Genomic DNA, 22,743 nt, shown 5'->3' on the forward strand with positions numbered 1-22,743 from the left:
GCCAGCGTTGCGGAATGAACGGGGAGAAGCGGTCGCTAAGATCCCGCATCACGCCAGCGCCTCCTCGACAATCCGGCCAAGCTCCGGCGCGATATAGGACAAATCCTCCTCATCCTTGATCAGCACACCGATGGCGCGGCGGAAGGCTTCGGGCCACGGGCTGCCGCCCTTTTCGAGGATGGTGGCGGCGTTGGCCCATTCGACTGCTTCGGCGATGCCGGGGGGCTTGGCCAGCGGCCTAGCGCGAATGCTCTGTACGGCTGCCGCCACGGCGCGCGCGGTGGCCTCTGCCACATCGCCGGCGCGCAGCATGATGATGGCGGCCTCGCGCTCGGCGTCGGGATAGCCGATCCAGTGGTAGACGCAGCGGCGCCGCAATGCCTCAGCGAGCTCACGGGTGCGGTTCGAGGTCAGGATGACGATCGGCTGCGCAGCAGCGCGGATGGTGCCGCGTTCGGGAATGCTGATCTGAAAATCGGAGAGGAACTCCAGCAGTAGCGCTTCGAATTCGTGATCGGAACGGTCGATCTCGTCGACCAGCAGCACGCGCTGTTCCGGTGCGCGCAGCACCTGCAGCAGCGGCCGGGCGATGAGAAAACGGTCGTCATAGATGTCGATTTCGTGTTCGCCGGCATGGCGGATGGCGAGCAGCTGGCGCTGGTAGTTCCACTCGTAGAGCGCGTGCGCGGCATCGATGCCTTCGTAGCATTGCAGCCGCACGAGATCGCGGCCGAGCAGCTGGGCGATCGCCTTGGCCGCTTCCGTCTTGCCGACGCCCGGCGCGCCTTCGAGCAGCAGCGGCTTGCCGAGCCTGATGGCCAGGAAGATGGCGGTGGCCAGGCTGTCGTCAGCCAGATAGCGCGAGGCGGCGAGATGCTGCGCCACCGCCTCCGGCGAGGTCGCGACAGTCTCTGCATTCACTCCAGACATCTTGTCTCTCAATTCGCCGCTTGCGCCTTGAGCGCGCGCAAAATGCGCTCCGGCGTGATCGGCAGCGTGTCGATGCGCACGCCGACGGCGTCGAAGACGGCATTGGCGACGGCGGGGATTTGCGGATTGGCGCACATTTCGCCCGGTCCCTTGGCGCCGTAAGGCCCATCAGCCGAAGGCCGCTCCAGCACGATGATCTCGGTCTCGGCGAGATCGCCAGGTCCCGGCATCAGATATTGGTTGAAGTCGGTGCCGCCATGGTCGCGGTTGGGATAATAGGGCTCGGTCGTCTCGTAGAGCGCGTGGCTGATACCCATCCAGGAACCGCCGACGAGCTGCTGCTCGACCATTTTCGGGTTCAGCGCGCGGCCGATCTCGAAGACGTTCTTGACCGTCAGCACGGTGACCTCGCCGGTCTCGTCGTCGACCTCGACTTCGGCCACGGTGCAGGCATGCGCGTAGCAGGTCGACGGCTTCATCGCGCCGGTCTCTTTCTCCGGATAGGAGCGCGGAATCAGGAACATGCCGCGGCCTGAGATGGAGCGGCCGCGCTTGAAATGCGCCGACAGCGCGACATCGAAGATCGAGATCGATTTTTGCGGCGCGCCCTTGACCAGTATGTTGCCCTGGCCATCGGTCTCGAGGTCGGAGGCATTCACCTCCAGCTCTTCCGCCGCCACTTCCAGCATCACCTGGCGCGCTTCCTTGGCTGCCTGGATGACGGCATTGCCGGCGCGGTGCGTGCCGCGCGAGGCAAACGTGCCCATGCAGTGCGGACCTGTGTCGGTGTCGGCGGTGTCGACGACGACGCGGTCGGTCGGCACGCCGATCGTCTCGGCGCAGATCTGCGCCATGATCTGCTTCATGCCCTGGCCGAGATCGACCGAGGACAAAGTCACCATGAAATTGCCGGTCGGTGTCGAATGCACCAGCGCTTGCGTCGGGTCGCCGCCGAGATTCATGCCGGTGGGATAGTTGATCGCGGCAACGCCGCGTCCGCGCCGGATCGCCATCTCAAGCTCCCTTCACATAGGAGGACATCGCCATGTATTTCTCCGCCACCGGCCAATTGGCGGCGCGCGAGGCTTCCTGCATGCATTCGATCAAGGCTGCGCCCTCGGTGGGCTGGCGATGCGCCTTCATGTCGCCGTCGCGATAGGCGTTGATGAAGCGGAATTCGAGCGGGTCCATGCCGATCAGCCGCGCCAGCTTGTCCATCTGCACCTCCAGCGCGAAGTCGCCGATGGTGACGCCGAAGCCGCGCATGGCCGACGACGGCGTGCGGTTGGTGTAGACGCAGTAGGTGTCGATCCAGACATTGGGGATGGTGTAGGGGCCGGGATAGTGCCCGGCACCCTTCTGCGCGCCATAGGGCGAGTGGCGCGAATAGGCGCCGGCATCGGTGTAGCCGGTAACCTTGCGCGCGATGATGCGGCCGTCCTTCATCACGCCGTCCTTGATGACGACCTTTTCGGCGGCGCGCGGTGACGAGATCTGCATCTCCTCTTCGCGGCTGTAGATGAAGGACACCGGGCGGCCGGTCAGCTTGGCGCCGAGGATGGCGATCGGCTCGACGATGACATCGACCTTGCCGCCAAAGCCGCCGCCGACGGTGCCACCGACGAAATGCAGCTTGCTGCCCGGCATCTGCAAGATGATCGAGGCGTTGTCGAGAGTGAAGAACATCGCCTGTGTGTTGGTGTAGCAGGTGAAGCGGTCATTGCCCTCGGGCGCCACCACGCAGCCGGTGGTCTCGGTCGGTGCATGCTCGATCGGCGAGGACTGGTAGCTCTGTTCAAGGATGTGGTCTGCGCCGGCAAAGCCCGCCTCGACATCGCCGAAGCGCACCTTGCGGCACTCGCCGCTGTCATAGAGGTAATAGTTCTGGCCGTGATATTCGTTGACCAGCGGCGCGCCGGGCTTCAGCGCTTCCTCCATGTCGAAGACGGCCGGCAGCACCTCGTAGTCGACCTTGACCTTGGCGGCGGCCTCTTGCGCGGCGCGTTCGGTCTCGGCCAGCACCGCCACCACGGCCTCGCCCTTCCAGCGCACCTTGCCGTCGGCCAGCACCGTCTCGTCCTCCGGCCCGATCTGAATCAGGATCAGGATGGTGTAGACATTGTGCGGCACGTCCTTGGCGGTCAGCACCTTGACGACGCCCGGATGCTTCTCGGCCTCCGATGTGTCGATCGAGCGAATGCGGGCGTGATGGTGCGGGCTGCGCACCATCTTCAGGTGCAGCATGCCGGGAAAGTTGCGGTCGGCAAAAAAGGCGGTCTTGCCGGTGACATGGCCGGGTGAATCCGAGCGCGGCCTCGGCTGGCCGATCTCGTGCAGATCGTCCTTGCGCACATCGGCGAAGTAGTTCTTGCGCAATTCCATATTGTTTCCCCTCAGGCCACGTTCTGCGAATTGGCGCGGGCGGCAGTGAGCACCGCCTGGATGATCGGCTCGTAGCCGGTGCAGCGGCAGATGTTGCCCGACAGTGCCTCCACCACCTCGTCGCGGCTGGGGTTGGGCGTGTGGTCGAGAAGCACCTTGGCGGCCATGATCATGCCTGGGGTGCAGAAGCCGCATTGCGTGGCGAAGGTGTCGAGAAAGGCGCGCTGCAAGGGATGCAGGACGCCACTTTCAGACAATCCCGACGTCGTGGTGATTGTTGTTCCATTGCAGGTTTCAGCCAGCGTCAGGCAGGACAGCCGGAGCTCACCGTCGATGATAACGGAGCAGGCGCCGCAGGTGCCTTGGTGGCAGCCGCCTTTCGGCGAGGTGTCGCCGATCTTGTCGCGCAAGGCGTTGAGCAGCGTGGTGCCGCTGTCGATGAATTCGGCTTTCTCGGAGCCGTTGAGCGTGAATTGAACCGGGACCTTCGCCATGTTTCCTCCTTGCGCGCCTGTCCGACGGATCGGACAGACGCGCGCCCCCCAACGGTTGATTTCAGGTCAGCAGCAGCCGGCCGAGATGGACCGGCAGGACTTCAGCGCGATACCAGGCGCTGGCGATCGGATCGGTGATGGGCGCGATGCCTTCGGTGGCGGCGGCCAGCGCTGCCGCGATGCCGTTTTGGTCGAGCGACTTTCCCTTGAGCGCCTTTTCCGCCGCCTTGGCGCGCACCGGCCGGTCGGCCATGCAGCCAAGCGCGATCCGCACGGAGGACACGGTGCCGTCGGCAGCCTGTTCCAGAACGGCGGCGATGCTGAGCACCGAGACGCCCTTGGGCTTGACCCGCGACACTTTCAGGAAGCGGAAGCTGTCGACCTTCGGCAGCGTGAAGCTGACTGAAATGACGATGGCACGGCTGCCGTCCCGCCCGGCCAGGAAGGTACCGATCGATGTCTCTCCATCCTCGGTGCCGACCGTGGCATCGAGCGCCAGCAAGGCAACGGCGAAGTCGCCATAAGGCGCCGGCGCGAACAGATTGCCGCCGACGGTCGCCATGTTGCGGATTGCCGGGCCGCCGACGGCGCGTGCGGCCTTGGAGAGCGTGCCGAGGTCGGGATGGCCCGCGATCGCCGCCATGGTCACCGAGGCGCCGATGCGGACCTTGCCGCCGGCGACCGCGATGGCCGACAGGGCCGGATCGGTCGACCTGACAAGGCCGGAGACCGAGACATCGCCTTCATTGGCCGCGCGCACGACCAGCGTGCCGCCGCCGAGATAGCGCGTGCCCTGGGCTTTCAGTGCCGCGTTCGCATCTTTCACCGTTGCGAAAGTCTGGAGTGCAAGCGTCATGGCCCGCTCCTTCAGCTCTGGTCGGAAAAATGGCTCTTCAAGGCGTTGAAGCCGCCCTGGAAGACATTGGCGCCCATGCCGGCGGCGATCTTGTCGGCTTCTTCGGGTGCCGCATCGAAGCTGGCGGTCCATTCGGCGTAGGTGCGGTCGCCATCGGTGACGCGCCTGAGCTGCAGCGTCGCCTTGTGGTTGGTGAGCGGCTGTGGCGTTTCCAGGATGGAGTAGCTGACGAGAAAATTCTCATCGGAGAAGTCGAGCAGCTTTTCACGGATGCGCGCGCCGCTGGCGAGCTCGAAATTGCGAACGCAACCGATCGCGCCAGCGTCCTTGCCCTCCTCGATATGGCTCTCGACCATGCGCGGATGCCAGCCCGGCAGGCCGTTGAAGTCGCGTATGCGCGCCCAGACCTTTTCGACCGGCGCGTCGATGACGCTGGAGATGGTGACTTTTGCCATAGGACGTTCCCTTGCGAATGCGACAGCTGGGCAAGGGTAGGGCGGCGGTCAGGGCGACGCTTATCAAAGCGTCTTGTGCGCGTATCAAGGAGTCTGAAAAAGCGGACTCGGCAGGCCGGCTCAGGCATTCACCCGTGCGGCCTCTCGGTAAAGCGTCGGCGGTACGCCGACATGGTCGCGGAAGAAGCGCGAGAAATTGCCCTGGGTGGTGAAGCCGAGATTGCAGGCGACCGAGATCAGCGGCTCCTGCGACCACTGCAGCTGCCGCACTGCTTCCTCCATGCGCAGCGTGTTCCAGTAGACGTTTGGCGTCAGATTGGTCTGTTCCTTGAACAGAGCGAAGAAATGCGGCCGCGACAGGCCAACGCTGCGCGCCACGTCGTCGAACGAGATGCGCTCGCAGACATTGGCCTTCATCAGCTGGATTGCCTTGCGGACGCGGAAATCCTGCATGGTGATGATGCGGATGCGCGCCTCGTGCGGCGCCGAGGCATCGGCGGCGTCGAGGACCGAATCGATGAAGCGCTCGATCTCGTAATTGGCGATATCGTCGACGCTTTCATTGTCGGTCAGATGGTCAAGCAGGCTGGCGGCGGCCTGATGCAGCCAGGGCTCCAGCGTGATCGCTGCCTGCGAAAACAGCGGCGCGGAGGAGGGCAGGTCACGGCGACGCCGCGCCCAGTCGGGATCGATGTAGAAGGCGAGGAACAGGCCGGGCCTGCCGTTCTGCGACAGGACGTGGCTGTGCGGCTGGAAGGAATTGATGCCGGCGGCGGTGTAAGGCCCAAGCTTGACCGTTTCGCGGCCGATGGTCATCTCGCCGGCAGTGCCTTCGAGCCAGATGATCAGATGTGCCTCGACATGGGCATGGGTGACGAAGTCGCTTGCGACATTCAGGACAGAAACATGTCCGAACCGGCCCCAGTAGAGCCTGATCGCGTCCGTCATGGGTATTACCTCCCGCAGACGACTGGCCTCCCTTCGCCTGCATCGAGGATAGTGCGGCCGGTTTTCGGTCTCCGTCAAGGCATGGGCTGTTGGCCGGCAGCCGTGGCGAGCCGCATCAGCCGATTTTCAGACTGAGCGATAGGTTTCCCCTTCTCCCACACGGGGAGAAGGAAAGGCGCTTCAATCGCTGCGCCTGAAATTGCGGATGCGGTCGAACAGCACGGCAAGCAGGATGGCGCCGCCGATGAAGACACCTTGCCAAAAGGCGTTGATGCCGAGCAAGCCAAGGCTGTTGCGGATAACCTCGATGAGGGCCGCGCCGACAATGGCGCCGAAGGCGGTGCCGACGCCGCCGGCCAGATTGGCGCCGCCGATGACGGTGGCGGCGATCACCTGCAATTCCATGCCGGTGCCGAGATTGGTGGTGACGGCGCCCAGCCACCCGGTCTGGATGATGCCGGCAATGCCGGCCGCCAGCGCCGAGATCATGTAGACCGCGACCTTGATCTGCTTCACCGGGACGCCGGTCAGCGTTGCCGCGTGCTCATTACCGCCAATGGCGAAGATGTGGCGGCCGAACTTGGTCCAGCGCAGGGTAAAACCGGTGATCAGCGCCAGTATGATGGTGTAGAGCACCGGATTGGCGATGCCGAATACCCAGGCACCGCCGCCAAGCGCCAGCAGCTTGTTGTGGTCCGGGCCAAACTGGAAGACGACGGTGTTGTTGGAGGCGACCATGGCCAGGCTGCGGGCGATCGACAGCATGCCAAGCGTCACCACGAAGGGTGGAAAGCCGATATAGGCGATCAGAATACCGTTGAAGGCGCCGATGGCGAGCGCGGTGGCGATCGACGCCAGGATGCCGATCTCGATCGAGTAGCCGGCATGCATGGTGACGGCCAGCACCATCGACGACAGGCACAGCACCGAACCAACCGACAGGTCGATGCCGCCGGTGATGATGACGAAGGTCATGCCGAGCGCGATGATGGCGACAAAGGTGATGTTGCGGGTGATGTTGTAGAGGTTCTTCGAGGTGGCGAAGGCGTCGGTGGCAAATGACAGGAAGATGCAGGCGAGGATGACGGCGATCACCACCCAGAAGGTCTGGCTGGCGAACATCCTTGCCAGCAAGGATTGCTGCTTCTGCACGATCGGCTGGTCAATTGTCAGTGCCATCGTCGACCTTTACCCCATAGAGAAAATGCTTGAAAATCAAACCTGTTCGATGGCGCCGGTGATCAGCCCGGTGACTTCCTCGGGCGAGCTCGACGCGATCGTCTTGTCGGCCACCTTGCGACCGCGCCGCATGACGATGACACGGTCGGCGACGTCGAAGACGTCGGGCATGCGGTGGCTGATCAGCACGACTGATATGCCCTGGTCGCGCAGCCGGCGGATCAGGTTCAGCACTTCGGCGACCTGCCTGACCGAGATCGCCGCCGTCGGCTCGTCCATCAGCACGATCTTGGCCTGCGACAGCCTGGTGCGGGCGATTGCCACCGCCTGGCGCTGGCCGCCGGACATCTGCTTGACGAGGTCGCGCGGCCGGGTCTCGGACTTCAGTTCGGCGAAGATCTGGCCGGCGCGCTTGTACATTGTGGCATAGTCGAGAATGCGGAACGGACCGACGCCGCGCCGCAATTCGCGGCCGAGATAGACGTTCGCCGCAGCGGTCAAATTGTTGCAGAGCGCCAGGTCCTGGTGGACGATCTCGATGCCGTGTTGGCGCGCCTCGACCGGCTTGTGCAGGATCAGCTCCTTGTCGTCCATGCGCATCGAGCCATGGCTCGGCCGGAAATTGCCGGCGATCATCTTGACCAGTGTCGACTTGCCGGCGCCGTTGTCGCCCATCAGGCCGACGACCTGGCCGGGCTCGATCGACAGCGACACGTCGTTGACCGCCTGGATGGCGCCGAAATGCTTCGAGATATTGGTGAGTTCGAGAACCGCCACCAGCCTGTTGCCTCCCCATGCCTTGCTGCGCACCTGCTGGAGGCGCGCCCTAGCATCGCTTCTCCAGCTCCTCCCGGAAACAGCGATATCAGGCATTTACGCAAATGCTTGTGCGGGCGTCAATTGTCCGATGAATAGGAAAAGGGTAATTGTCGGACGAATAGTGGAGCGCGGTTCCAAAAAATCCGTTTTGTAGGACAAATAGCAATTGACGTTGGCGCCTCGCCGTTATTAGCTGAGACTCGGAGGAAGATTTGCCGGTCCCCAAGTCATGATTGACGGCGGGGTCGGCGGGAGATCATCGATTGTATCGGCGCTGCCGGTCCGGTCGCATACGAAAATGCTTATCGGCCTTGCCTGGTGACACGAGCATTCGCTCTGCCATCTCGCGTTCAGGCCGATTTGTGTGGCGGGCACGCCGTGTCCGTCTGTTTTCAAGGGAGGACTGACATGAGGAAAACAGTTTTGCTTGCCGCCGTCGCCGCCATGGCGCTGGGCGCCGGGCCGGCTTTGGCCAAGAAGCAGCTCGTCATCGTGGTGAAAGGTCTCGACAATCCGTTCTTCGAGGCCATCCACCAGGGTTGCGAGAAGTGGAACAAGGAAAACGCCAGCTCGGAGTATGAATGCTTCTACACCGGCCCGGCATCGACTTCCGACGAGGCCGGCGAGGCCCAGATCGTCCAGGATATGCTGAGCAAGGCGGATACAGTGGCGATGGCGATTTCGCCGTCCAACGCGCCGCTGATCGCGCAGACGATCAAGACCGCCAACCCGACGATCCCGATCATGACCATCGACGCCGACCTCGCCAAGGAGGATGCCGCACTTCGCAAGACCTATCTCGGCACCGACAACTATCTGATGGGCAAGAAGATCGGCGAGTACATCAAGAAGGGCAAGCCGAACGGCGGTACGATCTGCACCATCGAAGGCAATCCCGCGGCCGACAACATCCTGCGTCGCGCGCAAGGCATGCGTGACGCGCTGTCGGGCAAGGACGGCCTCGCGGCACTTGCCGGCGAAGGCGGCTGGACGGAAGTCGCCGGCTGCCCGGTGTTCACCAATGACGATGGCGCCAAGGGCGTTCAGGCGATGACCGATATCCTCGCCGCCAACCCCAAGCTCGACGCCTTCGGCATCATGGGCGGCTGGCCGCTGTTCGGCGCGCCGCAGCCCTATCGCGATCTGTTCGGGCCGCTGAAGGACCGGATAGCCAGCAACGACTTCGTCATCGGTGCCGCCGACACGATCGGCGACGAGGTGGCGATCGCCAGGGACGGCCTCGTCACCGCGCTGGTCGGCCAGCGGCCCTTTGAAATGGGCTACAAGGCGCCGTCGGTGATGATCGAGCTGATCGAAGGCAAGAAGGTCGACGATCCGGTCTTCACCGGCCTCGACGAGTGCACCAAGGATACGGTCGACACCTGCATCCAGAAGTAGCTTGCGATTTCGGGGCGCTCGGCAACGGGCGCCCCGTTCCCATTGAATTCTTGAACTTGGCGCCGTGGCGAGGGGCAACAGGCTCCGGCCTTGACGCGTCCAGAGTTTGGATTTTCGGCAACGGGATCGGCACCGTGCAACTCCGGATCAATCCGGGTGACAGGCGGCCGACCTATTGGAACGTGGATGCCGGACGAGAAGGCAAAGATACAATCCAGCCGGGCCAAGACGCAAGCCAACCGCAATCCGGCGGTCGTGCGCAGGGCGGATGCGGCGCACTTTGTCGGGTCCAGCGTCCATGCCTCGCTCGCCAGCGAGATCGGTCTGCGGATTGTGCGCGGCGACTATCCGCCCGGCAGCATCCTGCCCAATGAGGCCAAATGGGCCGAAACCTTCAATGTCAGCCGCTCGGCGGTGCGCGAGGCGATCAAGATGCTGATGGCCAAGAGCCTTTTGGCATCGCGCCCCAAGATCGGCAGTTGGGTCGAGCCGAAGGAGCGCTGGAACCTGCTCGACCGCGACGTGCTTGCCTGGTACGCGACCGCACCCGACCGCGAAGCCTTCCTGCGCACCGTGCAGGAATTCCGCCACATCATCGAACCGGAAGCCTCCGCCTTTGCCGCCATGCGGCGCAGCGACGAGCAGATGGCCGAGATCAGCCTGGCCTGCCGCGAGATGGGCGAGGCTGCGAACCTGCCGGAGCGCATCCGCGCCGACACACGCTTTCATCTCGCCATCCTGCGGGCGTCGGGCAACGACCTGCTGGTGCCGCTCGGCGTGCTGATCGAATCCGCACTCGACCATCTCTTCGTCTTCACCACGCGCCAGGTCGGCGATCAGCGGCGCGCGCAGAAACTGCATGAAGCGATCGAGAAGGCCATCCGCCTGCAGCGCCCCGCGGCGGCGCGCAACGCCGTGCACAAGCTGCTCGCCGACACCGATGAGGGGATCGGAAGCAGGCGGCGGTAGGGCTCTCAGATCGTCTGCTTCTTACCGTCCTTCGTCGGCATCAGGTCCACCCCATTCACCTTGGCGATGTGCGTTGCCAGCATCGGCACGAACTGTTCGGCCGGGCCGGTGGCGTGGGCGCCGGCGAAGGAATTCTTGGTGGCATTGCCGAGCGGGTTGGCGATGCCGGCGGCACCTGCCATGGACTCCAGATAGGTCAGATCCTTGAAGGCGTTGGCGATGGTGAATTTGTGGGCGTCGCGGTCGCCCTCCAGCGTCCAGCGCATGAAGGTCTGGTAGAAGCCGCAATCCATGCGGCCGTTGCGGATGACGCTGTCGAAACGCGGCGGCGAGATGCCGACCTTTTCGGCCAGCGCCAGCGCCTCGGAATAGATGGCGGCGTAGCCCAGAGAGATGAAATTGTTGAGCAGTTTCATGCGGTGGCCGTCGCCGGTGTCGCCGATATGGACGATGCGGCCGGCCCAGGTTTCGATCACCGGCTTGACCCGGGCAAAGAGAGTATCGGGCGCGCCGACCATGGCGTCGAGCGTGCCTTCCCAGGCTTCCTTCGGCGTGCGGCTGAGCGGCGCATCGACAAAATCGACGCCGATCTCCTTCAGTTCCGCGGCGAGCGCCACGGTCGAAACTGGATCGGAAGTCGAGCAATCGACGACGACCGAGCCTTTTTTCAAGCCTTCCTTGAGTCCGCCGGGGCCACGGATGATGGCTTCGACCTCGCGCGAACCGGTGACGCAGATGAAGACGATATCAGATGCCGCTGCGACATCGCGTGACGTCGCTGCCTCCTTGGCGCCGCGACCCAGCAGATCTTCCGCTGGCTTGCGGTTCTTGCGGCCGAGGAATGTCAGGGGATAGCCCTTGTCGACGATGTTCTTGGCGATGCCGTGCCCCATCAGGCCAAGGCCGATGAAGCCGATCTTTTCGCGCGTGGCGGAGGTGTTCATGTCGTCTGTCCTATCCCGGATTATCGATAATTGCGCTGCTGTTTAGCCATATGCGGTTGCAGAAAGCAATATTGTCTGACAATAGACGGGAATTCCAGAGCCTGTCATGGAGACCAGAATGACGAAGCGGATCATGTTCACCGGCGGCAGCGGCAAGGCTGGGCGTCATGTCGTGCAATATCTTGTCGAGCAGGGCTGCCAGGTGCTCAACATCGACACCAAGCCGCTCGACAATCCCAAGGTGCGCACGCTGATCACCGACATCACCGACAGCGGGCAGGTGTTCAACGCGCTGTCGAGCTATATGGGCCTGCATGAATTCGACCCATCGCTGCGGCCGCAGCCGGTGGACGCGGTGGTGCATTTCGCCGCCATCCCGCGCATCATGATCACGCCCGACAATGAGGTGTTCCGCATCAATGCGATGGGCACCTACAATGTCATCGAGGCAGCGGTGAAGCTCGGCATCCGCAAGGTGATCATCGCCTCCAGCGAGACGACCTATGGCCTGGTGTTCGCCAACGAGCCGCGCGACCCCAAATATTTCCCGCTCGATGAAGAGTATGACGTCGACCCGATGGACAGCTATGCGCTGTCCAAGATCGTCAACGAGAAGACCGCGCGTGCCTTCGCGCAACGCAATGGCACCGATATCTATGCCTTGCGCATCGGCAATGTCATCGAGCCGCACGAATATTCGCTGTTCCCGAAATGGTTCGCCGATGCCGGTTTCCGCAAGCGTATCGCCTGGAGTTATGTCGATGCGCGCGATCTCGGCCAGATCACGCTGCGCGCCGTCGAGAAGGACGGGCTCGGCTATCAAGTGTTCAACGCCGCCAATGACGACACCTCGTCCGATCTGCCGACGGCTGAACTCCTGAAGCGGTTCTATCCCAACGTGCCGGTCAAGGCCGAACTCGGCGAATACGAGACGCTGCTGTCGAACCGCAAGGCACGCGACATGCTGGGTTTCCGCCCGGAGCACAGCTGGCGCAAATACGTCAAAACCGCCTGAGCGGGCGGACAAATGCGGCTGGGCTGTGCATAGCGGCGGGCTTTGCGGCCCAACCGTTCGGTGGTGCTTGACAGCTTCCGTAAACCGGCCTTTCTGAAGCGTATGCGGGACGCGAAGCCGAACAAGGAAAAATCGCCGAAAAAGGCGGCTGCCGCCGAGCGCCCGTCCGGTGTTCGCCGAGCCGATGTGGCGCGCATTCCGGGCGCCAGCGTGCACACGTCGCTGGCCAGCGAGATTGGCTTGCGGATCGTGCGCGGCGACTATCCGCCCGGCACCATCCTGCCCAATGAAGCAAAGTGGTCGGAGACCTTCAGCGTCAGCCGCTCGGCGGTGCGCGAAGCGATCAAGATGCTGATGGCCAAGAGCCTTTTGGCCTCACGCCCGAAGATCGGCAGCTGGGTCGAGCCGAAGGAGCGCTGGAACCTGCTCGATCGCGACGTGCTCGCCTGGTACGCGACGTCGCCCGACCGCGAGGTGTTCCTGAAGACGGTGCAGGAATTTCGTCACATCATCGAGCCGGAGGCGACCGCCTTCGCCGCCATGCGGCGAACCGACGAGCAGATGGCCGAGATCAGCCAGGCCTGCCGCGAGATGGGGGCAGCGACCAGCCTGCAGGAGCGCACCCGCGCCGACACGCGCTTCCACCTCGCCATCCTGCGCGCATCGGGCAACGACCTTCTGGTGCCGCTTGGCGTGCTGATCGAATCCGCCTTCGATCACCTGTTCGCCTATACGACGCGGGCCGTCGACGATCTCAATCATGCGCAGAAGCTGCATGAGGCGATCGAGAAGAACATCCGCCTGCAGCGGCCGGACGCCGCGCGCGCCGCGGTGCGGAAGTTGCTGGCCAATACCGACCACGTGATCAAGTCGCGTTAGACAACCAATCAGCCAGCAGCACGCCATGATTGCTCCGGCTATTTGCGGGGGATTCCGGCGGAAGGTCTTTCCACATAGTTAGGGTCTGGAGCCACGGATTTGCCCGCCGTGGCGCTGCTGCTTCCTGAGAATGTGCCGATAGTGGCGCAAACGGCGGCCGGTTTTCGAGACCGCCGACAGGAAACGCCTTTGACCCGAACCGATTTGAGCCAGGCCAGCCCCGGCATCGACAGCTCTTATGCCTGGATGCGGCTGGCCATCTCGATGGTGCTGGCCACGATCGGGGCGGTCGGCATGTGGGCCGTCGTCGTGGTGCTGCCCGCCGTGCAAGCCGAGTTCGGTGTCGACCGCGCGGCGGCATCCATGCCCTACACCGCGACCATGGTGGGCTTTGCCGCCGGCAACGTGCTGGTCGGCCGCGCCATCGATCGCATGGGCTATTGGATCCCGGCGCTGATCTCTTCCGTGGCGCTTTCGGCCGGCCTGCTGCTTGCCGCGCTGTCGACCTCGATCCTGCAATTCACCCTTGCGCAAGGGATGCTGATCGGTGTCGGCACGTCGGTGATCTTCGGGCCGCTGATCGCCGATATCTCGCACTGGTTCAACCGCCGGCGCGGCGTCGCGGTCACTGCGGCTGCTGCCGGCAACTATCTCGCCGGCGCGCTCTGGCCGACCATCATGCCGACTCTGATCAAGGCGGAAGGCTGGCGCTTCACCTATGCGGCGATCGGTATCTTCTGCCTGGTCACTATGGTGCCGCTGGTACTGCTGCTGCGCCGCGGTGCCCCGGATGCGGCAGCCGCCGGCTCGCCGGGAAGCCGGCCAGTGCAGCCGATTCCGATGTCGCCTGCGGCATTGCAGGTGCTTCTGGTCGTCGCCGGCCTCGGCTGCTGTGTGGCGATGTCGATGCCGCAGGTGCACATCGTCGCCTATTGCATGGATCTCGGCTACGGCATCGCGCATGGCGCCGACATGCTGTCGATCATGATGGCGGCTGGCGTCGTCAGCCGGCTTGCCTCCGGCTTTATCGCCGATCGCATCGGCGGCGCGAAAACACTGATCATCGGTTCGGTGCTGCAATGCCTGTCGCTGTTGTTTTACATCCCATTCGACGGTCTCGCCTCGCTCTATGTCGTGTCGCTGGTGTTCGGCCTGTCGCAAGGCGGCATCGTGCCTTGCTATGCGATCATCGTGCGCGAATATCTGCCTGCCAAGGAGGCCGGCCAGCGTATCGGCATCGTCATGATGGCGACGATTTTCGGCATGGCGATCGGCGGCTGGATGTCGGGCTGGATCTACGACCTGACCGGTTCCTACGCTGCCGCTTTCCTCAACGGCATCGCCTGGAATCTGCTGAACATACTGGCCGTCGGGCTGTTCATGTGGAAGGCAAGGGACAGGGCAGTCATGGCAGCCTGAGGCACCTCGGCTTGACAACGGGCAGGCACTGCGCGACCCCAGAGGCCCAGGGGTGCGGCAACAGGCCGGTGAGATGGCGACAGCTGAGATGATCGTATTGCAGGTGCGCATCGGCGGCAGCGGGCAGTGGCCTTGATCAAGCCGCGCTCGCGCCGGGGTGGCGGTCGCCCGACCATATCGGATGTCGCGCGCAAGGCCGGCGTTGGGGCCATCACCGTGTCGCGCGCGCTGCGCGAGCCGGAGCGCGTCAGCCAGGATTTGCGCCGCCAGATCCAGGCCGCCGTCGACGAACTCGGCTATGTGCCGGACCCCAATGCGCGGGCGCTGGCCTCGGCGCGCGCCGAGGTGTTCGGCGTGCTGGTGCCGTCGCTCACCAACAACGTCTTCGCCGAGGTGGTACGCGGCATCTACGACAGCCTGTCGGACAGCCCGTTCCGCATCCAGCTCGGCAACACGCATTATTCCGGCCTCGAGGAAGAGCGGCTCTTACAGGTGTTCGGTTCGCAGCGGCCGGCAGCGCTCATCGTCGCTGGCATTGACCAGACGCCAACCTCGCGAAAACTGTTGGAAAATGCCGGTTGCCCTGTGGTGCAGGTGATGGAGACCGGGCCCGATCCCGTCGACATGCTGGTCGGCTTCTCGCATCTCGAAGGCGGCAGGACGGCGACCGAGCACCTGATCGAGGCGGGTTATCGCCGCATCGGCTTCATCGGCGCGCGCATGGACCCACGCTCGCAGCGGCGCCTTGCCGGCTATCGCGCGGCGATGGAAAAAGCCGGCCTGTTCGATCCGCGCCTGGTCACCACCACGCCGGTACTGTCCAGCGTGCCGCTCGGCCGCGAACTGTTCCGCGACGCACTGGCCAAGATGCCGACGCTCGATGGCGTGTTCTGCAACAATGACGACATCGCGCTCGGCGTGCTGTTCGAGTGCCATCGGGCCGCGATCGACGTGCCGAAGACGATCGGCATTGTCGGCTTCAACGATCTCGACATGATGCAGGTGGCTTTTCCCTCCATCACCAGCATCCGCACCTATCGCTACGAAATTGGCAGGCGCGCCGTCGCCATGGCACTGGCGGCAATCGCTGGCGACCGGCCGCAGGAGCGGATCGTCGACCTTGGCTTCGAGCTCAAGCGCCGCGAGAGCACGGCGCGCTGAACGCGCTTTCGGGATCGCCCGCAAATGGCGCTTTACACAACGTCATGGTAGCGCTACCATTTTCGTTGGACCGGCATCGTCGCTTAGACGCCGAGCCTGTTTATTATACATAAGCAACAGCTCAAGCTTGTTTATTATGGATAATATGATAGATTTCACCTGGCTGAAGGGGGCGGTAAGGGGAGGGATCGCGGAGGTCTTCAGCACCTGGCAGGCGTGACTGGGCAAGGCGGAGGGGCCAGCCGGAAACGCGAAAATTTCATAAAAACTGAACAGACAAATCAGAACTGCAATCGGGAGGATTATCGATGATCAAGTCACTTGTTGGTGGCATCGTTGCCGCCACTGCATTCGTCATGTTGAGCTCGTCGGCGATTGCCGCAGGCCCTGAAGTCGTCAAGGGCCCGGCTGCCGAGCCGGATTGCTTCGCACCTTGGGCCGCGGACACGCTGTTCTTCAAGTTCCCCAAGAAGGCCGGCCCATACCGCATTGCGCTCGCCAACGGCTATATCGCCAACACCTGGCGTATCCAGATGGTGCAGACCGCGAAGGCCTATGCGGCGCAGAAGGACGTTGCGGCGAAATTGAAGGAATTCAAGGTCGTCTCGACCGGCGAAGACGTGCCGGCGCAGATTTCGGCGATCAACAACTTCATCGATTCCGGCTATGACGCGATCGTCGTCAACGCGCAGAACCCGACCGCCTTCGGGCCGGTGATCAAGCGCGCCAAGGAAGCCGGTGTCGTGCTGGTTGCCTTCGACAATATTCTCGACACCAAGGACGCCATCAACGTCAACGTCGACCAGAAGGGTCTTGGCGAACTGTGGGGCAAATGGCTGGTCTCGCATGTGCCGAACGGCGGCAAGGTGCTCGAGGTGCGCGGCGTTGCCGGCACATCGGTCGACACCGACCGCCATAATGGCATCCATGAGGCTCTCGACGCCTCCGGCAAGAAATGGGCCGTCACCGAGGTCGTCGGCAAGTGGGATGACGGCGTTGCGCAAAAGGCTTCTGCCGATGCAATCGCCACCAACGGCCCCTTCGACGCCGTCACGGGACAGGGCGGCGACACCGGCATCGTGCAGGCGATGATCGATGCCAAGCATCCGTTCGTGCCGTTCGGCGGCGAGACCGAGAACGGCTTCCGCAAATTCTGCGCCGCCCATGCAGCCGACGGGTTGAAATGCTCGTCAGCCGGTACCGGCCCGGCGCAGGTGGCGGTTGCCATCAAGACTGCGATCGCAGCGCTTGAAGGCAATGTCGTCCCGCAGTCGGTCAAGCTGCCGCTGGCGATCGTCGAGGATCCCAACTTCAAGGCCGGTCAGGACTTCTTCCCCGACCAGTCCGACAATTTCTTCGTCGGCAATTCCTTCCCGACCTGCGGCATCAATTTCACAGCGCAGGAAATCATGGGTCAGACCAAGGCTGACCAGTAGGCTGTACACTCGGCGCCGTGGGATCCCCCCACGGCGCCGGCCACTCGATATCTCTGGTCGTCAAAGTGCCTCGGGAGGGCCGATGGACGCTGCGGTTCCGCTCTTCCAGATGGAAGGCATATCCAAGCGCTATGGCGGCGTGCGGGCGCTGGAAAAGGCGGAGCTTGTCGTCACGCCCGGCAGCATCCACGCTATCCTTGGCGAAAACGGCGCCGGCAAATCGACGCTGATCAAGGTGATGGCGGGCGTCGTCGCGGCCGACGAAGGCCGCATGATGCTGGATGGTCGCGAGGTGAGCTTCGCTTCGCCGGCTGCCGCCAACAAGGCCGGCATCGTCTGCATCTTCCAGGAACTGTCGCTGGTTCCCGAACTCAGCGTCGCCGACAACATCGTCATATCAGACCCGCCCAAACGCTTCGGCATGATCGACCGCAAGGCGCAGCGCCGCATCGCGGAGGAAGCTCTTGCCCGCGCGGGCGCGGCCGACATCCATCCACTGGCGCTGGTGAAGGATCTTCCCCTCTCAAGAAGGCAGATGGTCGAGATCGCCAAGGCGCTGGCCAGGAAGCCGCGCATCCTGATCCTGGACGAGGCGACGTCCGCGCTCGCCGCGGCGGATGTCTCGAACATTTTTGGCGTGCTGAAGCGGCTGCGCTCAGAAGGGCTGGCGCTGCTCTACATCTCGCATCGCATGAATGAGATCGCGGAACTCGCCGATCAGTGCACAGTGTTCCGCAACGGCCGTAACGTTGCCAGCTACAAGGCCGGCTCCAAGAGCGACAATGAGGTGGTCGAACTGATGATCGGCCGCGAATACAGCCATATTTTTCCGCCCAAGCCGGCGGCGGTGCCAGCCACAGCCGCACCCAGGCTTGAAGCCCGCAAGCTGTCCTGGACTGACCGGCTCGACAATATCTCGCTGACGGTCAGGGCCGGCGAGGTCGTCGGCCTTGGCGGCCTCGACGGCCAGGGCCAGCGCGAATTGCTGCTGGCTTTCTTCGGCGTGCTGCGTGGCCTGTCGGGTCAGGTCCTTATCGACGGCAAGCCGGTCAAGATCGCCAGCCCCGCTGCTGCCCGCGAGGACGGTATCGGCATGGCGCTCATTCCAGAGGACCGCAAGACCGAAGGCCTGATGTTGCCGATGACGGTGCGCGAAAACCTGTCCTTCGCCGCGCTGGACCGGCTGTCGCGGGGTGGCGTCATCGACCGCGCCGCCGAACAGCGGCTGATCGACGACATGGTCGGCCTTCTGGCGATCAAGACGGCGGGGCTCGACATTCCGGTCGGCGCGCTGTCTGGCGGCAACCAGCAAAAGGTGGTCATCGCCAAATGGCTGATGCGCCAGCCGCGCATCATCCTGCTCAACGATCCGACGCGCGGCATCGATGTCGGCACCAAGCAGGAGCTCTACCAGCTGATGCGCAAGCTCGCTGACGCGGGGGCGGCGATCCTGTTCTATTCGACCGACTATGACGAGCTGATCGGCTGCTGCGACCGCGTGCTGGTGCTCTATGACGGCGCCGTCAAGCGCGAGTTGGTCGGCGCCGAGATCACCGAGCGGGCGCTGATTTCAAGCGCCCTCAACATCCATGGCGAGGAGAGCCCGGTGGGCCTGGGAGCAAGTGCGTGAAAGATTGGCGCTATTGGCTGGCCGAGCAACGCGGAACGCTGCTGGCGCTCGGCATCTTCATCGTCATGTTCGTCATCTACACATCGAACCATCCGGCCGGCTTCACCGCCAATGTGGTGCAGACGGCGGCGAACAAGGGCGTGCTGCTCGCCTTTGTCGCCATGGCGCAGACGCTGGTGGTGATCACCGCCGGCATTGACCTGTCCGTCGGCATGATTTTTCTCCTCACCAACTGCCTGGCCTCCTGGCTGGTGGTGGGCACGCCGATGCAGACGACGCTCGGTGTCATCGCCGTGCTGGCGGTCGGTCTTTTGTGCGGCGCCATCAACGGCGCCATCGTCATCTACGGACGGCTGCAGCCGATCGTCGCCACCATCGCCACCGGAGCCGTTTTCTACGGCATCGGTCTTCTGCTGCGGCCGTTCCCGGGCGGTTCGGTCAATGAGGATCTGGCCGATGCGTTGACCGGCCGTGTGTTCAGCGTGGTGCCGGCGAGCCTCGTCGTGCTGCTCGCCATCGTGCTGGTGATCTGGGTGCCGTTCAGCCGCTCGGTGCTTGGGCGGGCCGCTTACGCGGCGGGATCGTCGGAGACGGCGGCCTATATGTCCGGCGTACCGATAAGGCGGGGCAAATTCGCCGCCTACACTCTGGCCGGGCTGCTGGCGGCGATCGGCGGGCTGTTCCTGACCTTCTTCACCTATACGGGCGACGCGGCCTATGCCAGCGGCAACGCCTACACGCTGTTTTCCATCGCCGCCGTGGTGCTGGGCGGCGTCTCGCTGTTCGGCGGCAAGGGCAGCGCCATCGGCGCGATCTTCGGCGCACTCGCCTTCCGCACCATCGGCGATTTGTTGTTCGTGTTCGATTTCGATCCGCTCTGGCAGCCGCTGTTCCAGGGCGTTATCCTGCTGATCGCGGTCAGCCTCGGCGCCTTCGCCCTGTTTCGGGTCCGCAACCGGCTGGAGTGGTTCCTGTGAGCGAAACGACGCCGATGGTTGGGAAGAGCGACGGCGGCATTGCCGGCCGCATGCCGAAATTCATCCGCCGCGCCGATCCGGCGGTGCTGACGGCATTCGCCTGTATCGTGCTGTTGCTGTTCCTCGGCAGCCTCTATTCCCGAAGCTTCCTGTCGCCTGAATATCTGCTGCAGCAGCTCAAGGTGGCCTCGTTCCTCGGCGTCATTGCCACCGGCATGATGCTGGTCGTCCTGCTCGGTCAGATCGACCTGTCGGTGCCGTGGTCGGTGGCCGCAGGCGCGATGATGGCCTGCGCGGCCGCCGCCTACGGTCCGGTCGGCGTGGCGCTGGCCATCCCTTTCGGCATCTTCTGCGGGGTGCTGATCGGCGTCGTCAACGGCATCGGCGTCGCCTATCTGCGCATTCCCTCGATGATCATCACGCTCGCCACCAACGCCGTCGCGCAAGGGCTGATGGTGGTCTACACCGGCGGCTTCTCGCCCCAGGATTCGGCGACCCGCGCCATGCGCTATCTCGCCACGGGTTTTACCATTCCGGGCGTGCCCAACGCGGTCATCATCTGGGCTGTCATCGGTGCGGCGATGGTGTTCGTGCTGACCCGCACCGGCTTTGGCCGCACCGTCTATGGCATCGGCAACCGCGAGCGCGCCGCCTATCTCTCGGGTATCGACACAAGGCGTGTGGTGATGATCGCCTTCGCCGTCTCCGGCGGGCTGTCCGCCTTTGGCGGCGTGCTGCTGGCCGGCTATGCCTCGAAGGCGGCGCAGTCGATGGGCGATGCCTATCTCTTGCCGTCGATCGCCGCCGTGGTGCTTGGCGGCACTTCGATCCTCGGCGGGCGCGGGTCCTATCTCGGCACCGTCGCCGGCGTCATCCTGATCACGCTGTTGCAATCCATCCTGTCGGTCATGCAGATGCCGGAGGCGGGGCGGCAGATTATCTATGGCGTCGTCATCGTCGCCATGCTGCTGCTCTACGGCCGCGCGCCGGCAAGCCGCTGACCGTGGACGAAAAGGCAGTGCAGGCGCTGGTGGGCGTTCCTGGTTCGGCATCTCCGGCCATCGTGGTGATGGGGGTCGCCGGCTGCGGCAAGTCGGCTGTCGGTATCGCGCTGGCGGCCACGCTGAACGCCGTCTTCATCGAGGGCGACCGGCTCCATCCGCCGGAAAACGTGGCGCGCATGGCCAGCGGCGAGCCGCTCACCGACCGGTTGCGCGAAGGCTGGCTCGACGCGATCGGCGAGCGGATCGCTGCGTCGCTCGGCAAAGGGCAGAGCGTGGTCGCGGCCTGCTCGGCGCTGAAGCGCAGCTACCGCGACCGACTGCGCGGTTTTTGCGCTGACATCGTCTTCCTCTATCTGGAGATCGATCCCACCACCGCGCGGCGGCGCGTTGCCAGCCGCAAGGGCCATTTCATGCCGGCAAGCCTGGTCGACAGCCAGTTCGCCATCCTGGAGCCGCCTGGGAGGGATGAGCGGGCCCTGACAATCGACGCGACTCGTCCCGTTGCCGATGTCGTTGCCGACGCGATGCGGCTGCTGGCCAGGTCATGAGCCGATATCGTCGCCGGTCAGGGCGTCATCCGAGGCTTCCGTCATTCGCCGGCCGCCGGACCAGATCAGCATCTGTTCGGGGAACAGTTTCAGCGCTTCGAGCAGCCGGTCGCGCTTGAGCAGGATATAGCGTGCCTGCAGCACCATGTCCTTGGCACCGTCTCGTCCCATCTCCGCTTCAGCCGGCAACAGCTCCGGGCTGATGACGGCCCTGTATTCGCGGAAGGGAAGGGTCTCAAAGGTCGACATGGCAAACAGCGCCGCCTTGCCCCTCGCGGCAAAATTCGCCGGGGCCGAGGCAAGATGTGTCCAGCCGTTCTCGCCCAAAGCGACTTCGGTGAAGGTCGAGCCGGCGTGGATGTTGTTGGTCATCAGCACCACGCCATTGCCTCTGAGGATTTTCTGGATGCGGATGGTGACCTGATAGGCGTCGTCGCGTTCGAAGACGATGCGGCTTTTGAGGTAGCGATTCTCGACCTTGACCAGCGGCTGGTTCAGGAAACGCAGACCGAACGCGGATTCGGAAATACCGTGGGTGTTGACGCTCACCTGATGCGCTTCGATGCCCGCCTCATGCAGGGCACGCTTGCCGAAGATGGTCTGCGAGGTGAACTGATCGCACCAGATGATGGCGCCGCGGCCACGTTGCAGGGCAGCCTGCAGCCCCTCGACCCCTTCCAGCCGGATCGTTGGTGACCAGCGTTTGGCGACCAGATGCGCGGCAAGCTGCAGCCGGCGGCGGTGGCGCGACGCGAGCAATGCCTCGAACAGCTTGCGCGCGTCGATGCCGTTGCCAAGCACAGCGCGCGTCGCGGCGGCATAGGCCGGAAATTGCTTGCGCATATGGCGTTTCAGGCGAAGCCTGGACATCCGATCGCAGATCGACGCCCACCAGCGCACCGGCACTGAGGCCGCGACCACGACGTAGAACACGGCCATCAGGCTTTCGCGCAGGTCCTGGTTCGAGAGCCGGCGCACCCTGCCAGGGTGCACGACCTTGCGGCTGAAGAAGCGCACGTCCTCAGCCCTTTCCGGGACCGGGACGTCGGCGATGATCTCAGTCTGGAACCTGGCCGTGGCGGTCGGCCTACGAGCAGTTTTTCGGGATCTCGCGAACTTCGACAGCCTCATCCAGCGGGCGTCCATCCGTTCCTGTTGCTGCAATGCGCCTGCGCGCATTGCGCAATCTTACAGTGATGAACGCCGATCGCCAGCCGTCGATCTAAAGCACGTCATGCTACGCGCTTTAGATCTTTGTTGTTATGCATGTCGTTCTCCCAAAACCGAGGTCACTTTTGGG

22 protein-coding genes are annotated in these 22,743 nt (G+C 63.8%); 11 read left to right on the plus strand and 11 right to left on the minus strand.

The window, feature by feature from the left end:
* Positions 1-48: 48 nt before the first annotated feature.
* The 9 genes from AC1DX4_RS19400 to AC1DX4_RS19440 form a co-directional block, all read right to left on the minus strand.
* A complete protein-coding gene (locus tag AC1DX4_RS19400; RefSeq protein ID WP_477221823.1) occupies positions 49-930 on the minus strand; it encodes an AAA family ATPase in 882 nt (293 codons plus the stop codon).
* Positions 931-938: 8 nt separating this feature from the next.
* Positions 939-1,943, minus strand: a complete 1,005-nt coding sequence (locus AC1DX4_RS19405; RefSeq protein ID WP_023779827.1) for a xanthine dehydrogenase family protein molybdopterin-binding subunit — start codon at positions 1,941-1,943, stop codon at positions 939-941.
* Between the two features lies 1 nt (position 1,944).
* Positions 1,945-3,312 carry a xanthine dehydrogenase family protein molybdopterin-binding subunit gene (locus AC1DX4_RS19410; protein WP_477221824.1) on the minus strand — a complete coding sequence of 456 codons (1,368 nt, stop codon included), beginning with the start codon at positions 3,310-3,312 and terminating at the stop codon, positions 1,945-1,947.
* An 11-nt stretch (positions 3,313-3,323) separates the two neighbouring features.
* On the minus strand, positions 3,324-3,806 hold the full coding sequence (locus AC1DX4_RS19415) for a (2Fe-2S)-binding protein (protein WP_477221825.1): 483 nt from the start codon (positions 3,804-3,806) through the stop codon (positions 3,324-3,326).
* Between the two features lie 61 nt (positions 3,807-3,867).
* The gene (locus tag AC1DX4_RS19420) at positions 3,868-4,662 is read right to left on the minus strand and encodes an FAD binding domain-containing protein (RefSeq protein ID WP_477221826.1); all 795 of its coding nucleotides are present in this window, start codon (positions 4,660-4,662) and stop codon (positions 3,868-3,870) included.
* A gap of 11 nt (positions 4,663-4,673) precedes the next feature.
* The gene (locus AC1DX4_RS19425) at positions 4,674-5,117 is read right to left on the minus strand and encodes an SRPBCC family protein (protein WP_477221827.1); all 444 of its coding nucleotides are present in this window, start codon (positions 5,115-5,117) and stop codon (positions 4,674-4,676) included.
* Positions 5,118-5,237: 120 nt separating this feature from the next.
* Positions 5,238-6,065 (minus strand): helix-turn-helix domain-containing protein, encoded by an 828-nt coding sequence (locus AC1DX4_RS19430; protein ID WP_477221828.1) that lies wholly within the window; start codon positions 6,063-6,065, stop codon positions 5,238-5,240.
* Positions 6,066-6,245: 180 nt separating this feature from the next.
* On the minus strand, positions 6,246-7,244 hold the full coding sequence (locus tag AC1DX4_RS19435; protein WP_477221829.1) for an ABC transporter permease: 999 nt from the start codon (positions 7,242-7,244) through the stop codon (positions 6,246-6,248).
* A 36-nt stretch (positions 7,245-7,280) separates the two neighbouring features.
* Positions 7,281-8,021, minus strand: coding sequence for an ATP-binding cassette domain-containing protein (locus AC1DX4_RS19440; RefSeq protein WP_475450007.1), 741 nt, complete (start codon positions 8,019-8,021; stop codon positions 7,281-7,283).
* Between the two features lie 450 nt (positions 8,022-8,471).
* Here AC1DX4_RS19440 and AC1DX4_RS19445 point away from each other — a divergent pair, with 450 nt between their 5' ends.
* The gene (locus tag AC1DX4_RS19445; RefSeq protein ID WP_477221830.1) at positions 8,472-9,461 is read left to right on the plus strand and encodes a sugar-binding protein; all 990 of its coding nucleotides are present in this window, start codon (positions 8,472-8,474) and stop codon (positions 9,459-9,461) included.
* Positions 9,462-9,647: 186 nt separating this feature from the next.
* Positions 9,648-10,430: a FadR/GntR family transcriptional regulator gene (locus tag AC1DX4_RS19450; protein WP_477221831.1), complete on the plus strand. Its 783-nt coding sequence runs from the start codon at positions 9,648-9,650 to the stop codon at positions 10,428-10,430.
* 5 nt (positions 10,431-10,435) lie between these two features.
* On the opposite strand, the gene AC1DX4_RS19455 is transcribed toward AC1DX4_RS19450, so the two are convergent.
* On the minus strand, positions 10,436-11,374 hold the full coding sequence (locus tag AC1DX4_RS19455; RefSeq protein WP_477221832.1) for an NAD(P)-dependent oxidoreductase: 939 nt from the start codon (positions 11,372-11,374) through the stop codon (positions 10,436-10,438).
* Positions 11,375-11,492: 118 nt separating this feature from the next.
* Here AC1DX4_RS19455 and AC1DX4_RS19460 point away from each other — a divergent pair, with 118 nt between their 5' ends.
* The 9 genes from AC1DX4_RS19460 to AC1DX4_RS19500 all read left to right on the plus strand — a co-directional run bounded on the left by AC1DX4_RS19460 (position 11,493) and on the right by AC1DX4_RS19500 (position 21,443).
* Positions 11,493-12,389 carry an NAD-dependent epimerase/dehydratase family protein gene (locus tag AC1DX4_RS19460; protein WP_477221833.1) on the plus strand — a complete coding sequence of 299 codons (897 nt, stop codon included), beginning with the start codon at positions 11,493-11,495 and terminating at the stop codon, positions 12,387-12,389.
* 102 nt (positions 12,390-12,491) lie between these two features.
* Complete coding sequence (locus tag AC1DX4_RS19465; protein ID WP_477221834.1) at positions 12,492-13,268, plus strand: FadR/GntR family transcriptional regulator; 777 nt, start codon at positions 12,492-12,494, stop codon at positions 13,266-13,268.
* A 189-nt stretch (positions 13,269-13,457) separates the two neighbouring features.
* A complete protein-coding gene (locus tag AC1DX4_RS19470) occupies positions 13,458-14,687 on the plus strand; it encodes an MFS transporter (RefSeq protein WP_477221835.1) in 1,230 nt (409 codons plus the stop codon).
* A 132-nt stretch (positions 14,688-14,819) separates the two neighbouring features.
* Positions 14,820-15,848: an HTH-type transcriptional regulator GntR gene (gene gntR / locus AC1DX4_RS19475; protein WP_477222107.1), complete on the plus strand. Its 1,029-nt coding sequence runs from the start codon at positions 14,820-14,822 to the stop codon at positions 15,846-15,848.
* A gap of 308 nt (positions 15,849-16,156) precedes the next feature.
* Positions 16,157-17,284, plus strand: coding sequence for a sugar ABC transporter substrate-binding protein (locus tag AC1DX4_RS19480; protein ID WP_477221836.1), 1,128 nt, complete (start codon positions 16,157-16,159; stop codon positions 17,282-17,284).
* 82 nt (positions 17,285-17,366) lie between these two features.
* Positions 17,367-18,914: a sugar ABC transporter ATP-binding protein gene (locus AC1DX4_RS19485; protein ID WP_477221837.1), complete on the plus strand. Its 1,548-nt coding sequence runs from the start codon at positions 17,367-17,369 to the stop codon at positions 18,912-18,914.
* The gene (locus AC1DX4_RS19490; protein WP_477221838.1) at positions 18,911-19,891 is read left to right on the plus strand and encodes an ABC transporter permease; all 981 of its coding nucleotides are present in this window, start codon (positions 18,911-18,913) and stop codon (positions 19,889-19,891) included. The genes AC1DX4_RS19485 and AC1DX4_RS19490 overlap by 4 nt, the downstream gene beginning before the upstream one ends.
* A 14-nt stretch (positions 19,892-19,905) precedes the next feature.
* Complete coding sequence (locus tag AC1DX4_RS19495; RefSeq protein WP_155256506.1) at positions 19,906-20,892, plus strand: ABC transporter permease; 987 nt, start codon at positions 19,906-19,908, stop codon at positions 20,890-20,892.
* Between the two features lie 2 nt (positions 20,893-20,894).
* Complete coding sequence (locus tag AC1DX4_RS19500; RefSeq protein WP_477221839.1) at positions 20,895-21,443, plus strand: gluconokinase; 549 nt, start codon at positions 20,895-20,897, stop codon at positions 21,441-21,443.
* Here AC1DX4_RS19500 and AC1DX4_RS19505 read toward each other — a convergent pair.
* Positions 21,438-22,460, minus strand: coding sequence for a hypothetical protein (locus AC1DX4_RS19505; RefSeq protein ID WP_477221840.1), 1,023 nt, complete (start codon positions 22,458-22,460; stop codon positions 21,438-21,440). The genes AC1DX4_RS19500 and AC1DX4_RS19505 overlap by 6 nt on opposite strands.
* Positions 22,461-22,743: the final 283 nt, after the last annotated feature.

The sequence above is a fragment of the Mesorhizobium sp. P3_A8 genome (assembly GCF_056402995.1).

Bases quoted from the DNA above. Each gene is read 5' to 3' on its own strand.
- AC1DX4_RS19400 (WP_477221823.1), bottom strand. From the start codon at position 930: ATGTCTGGAGTGAATGCAGAGACTGTCGCGACCTCGCCGGAGGCGGTG.
- AC1DX4_RS19405 (WP_023779827.1), bottom strand. From the start codon at position 1,943: ATGGCGATCCGGCGCGGACGCGGCGTTGCCGCGATCAACTATCCCACC.
- AC1DX4_RS19410 (WP_477221824.1), bottom strand. From the start codon at position 3,312: ATGGAATTGCGCAAGAACTACTTCGCCGATGTGCGCAAGGACGATCTG.
- AC1DX4_RS19415 (WP_477221825.1), bottom strand. From the start codon at position 3,806: ATGGCGAAGGTCCCGGTTCAATTCACGCTCAACGGCTCCGAGAAAGCC.
- AC1DX4_RS19420 (WP_477221826.1), bottom strand. From the start codon at position 4,662: ATGACGCTTGCACTCCAGACTTTCGCAACGGTGAAAGATGCGAACGCG.
- AC1DX4_RS19425 (WP_477221827.1), bottom strand. From the start codon at position 5,117: ATGGCAAAAGTCACCATCTCCAGCGTCATCGACGCGCCGGTCGAAAAG.
- AC1DX4_RS19430 (WP_477221828.1), bottom strand. From the start codon at position 6,065: ATGACGGACGCGATCAGGCTCTACTGGGGCCGGTTCGGACATGTTTCT.
- AC1DX4_RS19435 (WP_477221829.1), bottom strand. From the start codon at position 7,244: ATGGCACTGACAATTGACCAGCCGATCGTGCAGAAGCAGCAATCCTTG.
- AC1DX4_RS19445 (WP_477221830.1), top strand. From the start codon at position 8,472: ATGAGGAAAACAGTTTTGCTTGCCGCCGTCGCCGCCATGGCGCTGGGC.
- AC1DX4_RS19450 (WP_477221831.1), top strand. From the start codon at position 9,648: ATGCCGGACGAGAAGGCAAAGATACAATCCAGCCGGGCCAAGACGCAA.
- AC1DX4_RS19455 (WP_477221832.1), bottom strand. From the start codon at position 11,374: ATGAACACCTCCGCCACGCGCGAAAAGATCGGCTTCATCGGCCTTGGC.
- AC1DX4_RS19460 (WP_477221833.1), top strand. From the start codon at position 11,493: ATGACGAAGCGGATCATGTTCACCGGCGGCAGCGGCAAGGCTGGGCGT.
- AC1DX4_RS19465 (WP_477221834.1), top strand. From the start codon at position 12,492: ATGCGGGACGCGAAGCCGAACAAGGAAAAATCGCCGAAAAAGGCGGCT.
- AC1DX4_RS19480 (WP_477221836.1), top strand. From the start codon at position 16,157: ATGATCAAGTCACTTGTTGGTGGCATCGTTGCCGCCACTGCATTCGTC.
- AC1DX4_RS19485 (WP_477221837.1), top strand. From the start codon at position 17,367: ATGGACGCTGCGGTTCCGCTCTTCCAGATGGAAGGCATATCCAAGCGC.
- AC1DX4_RS19495 (WP_155256506.1), top strand. From the start codon at position 19,906: ATGGTTGGGAAGAGCGACGGCGGCATTGCCGGCCGCATGCCGAAATTC.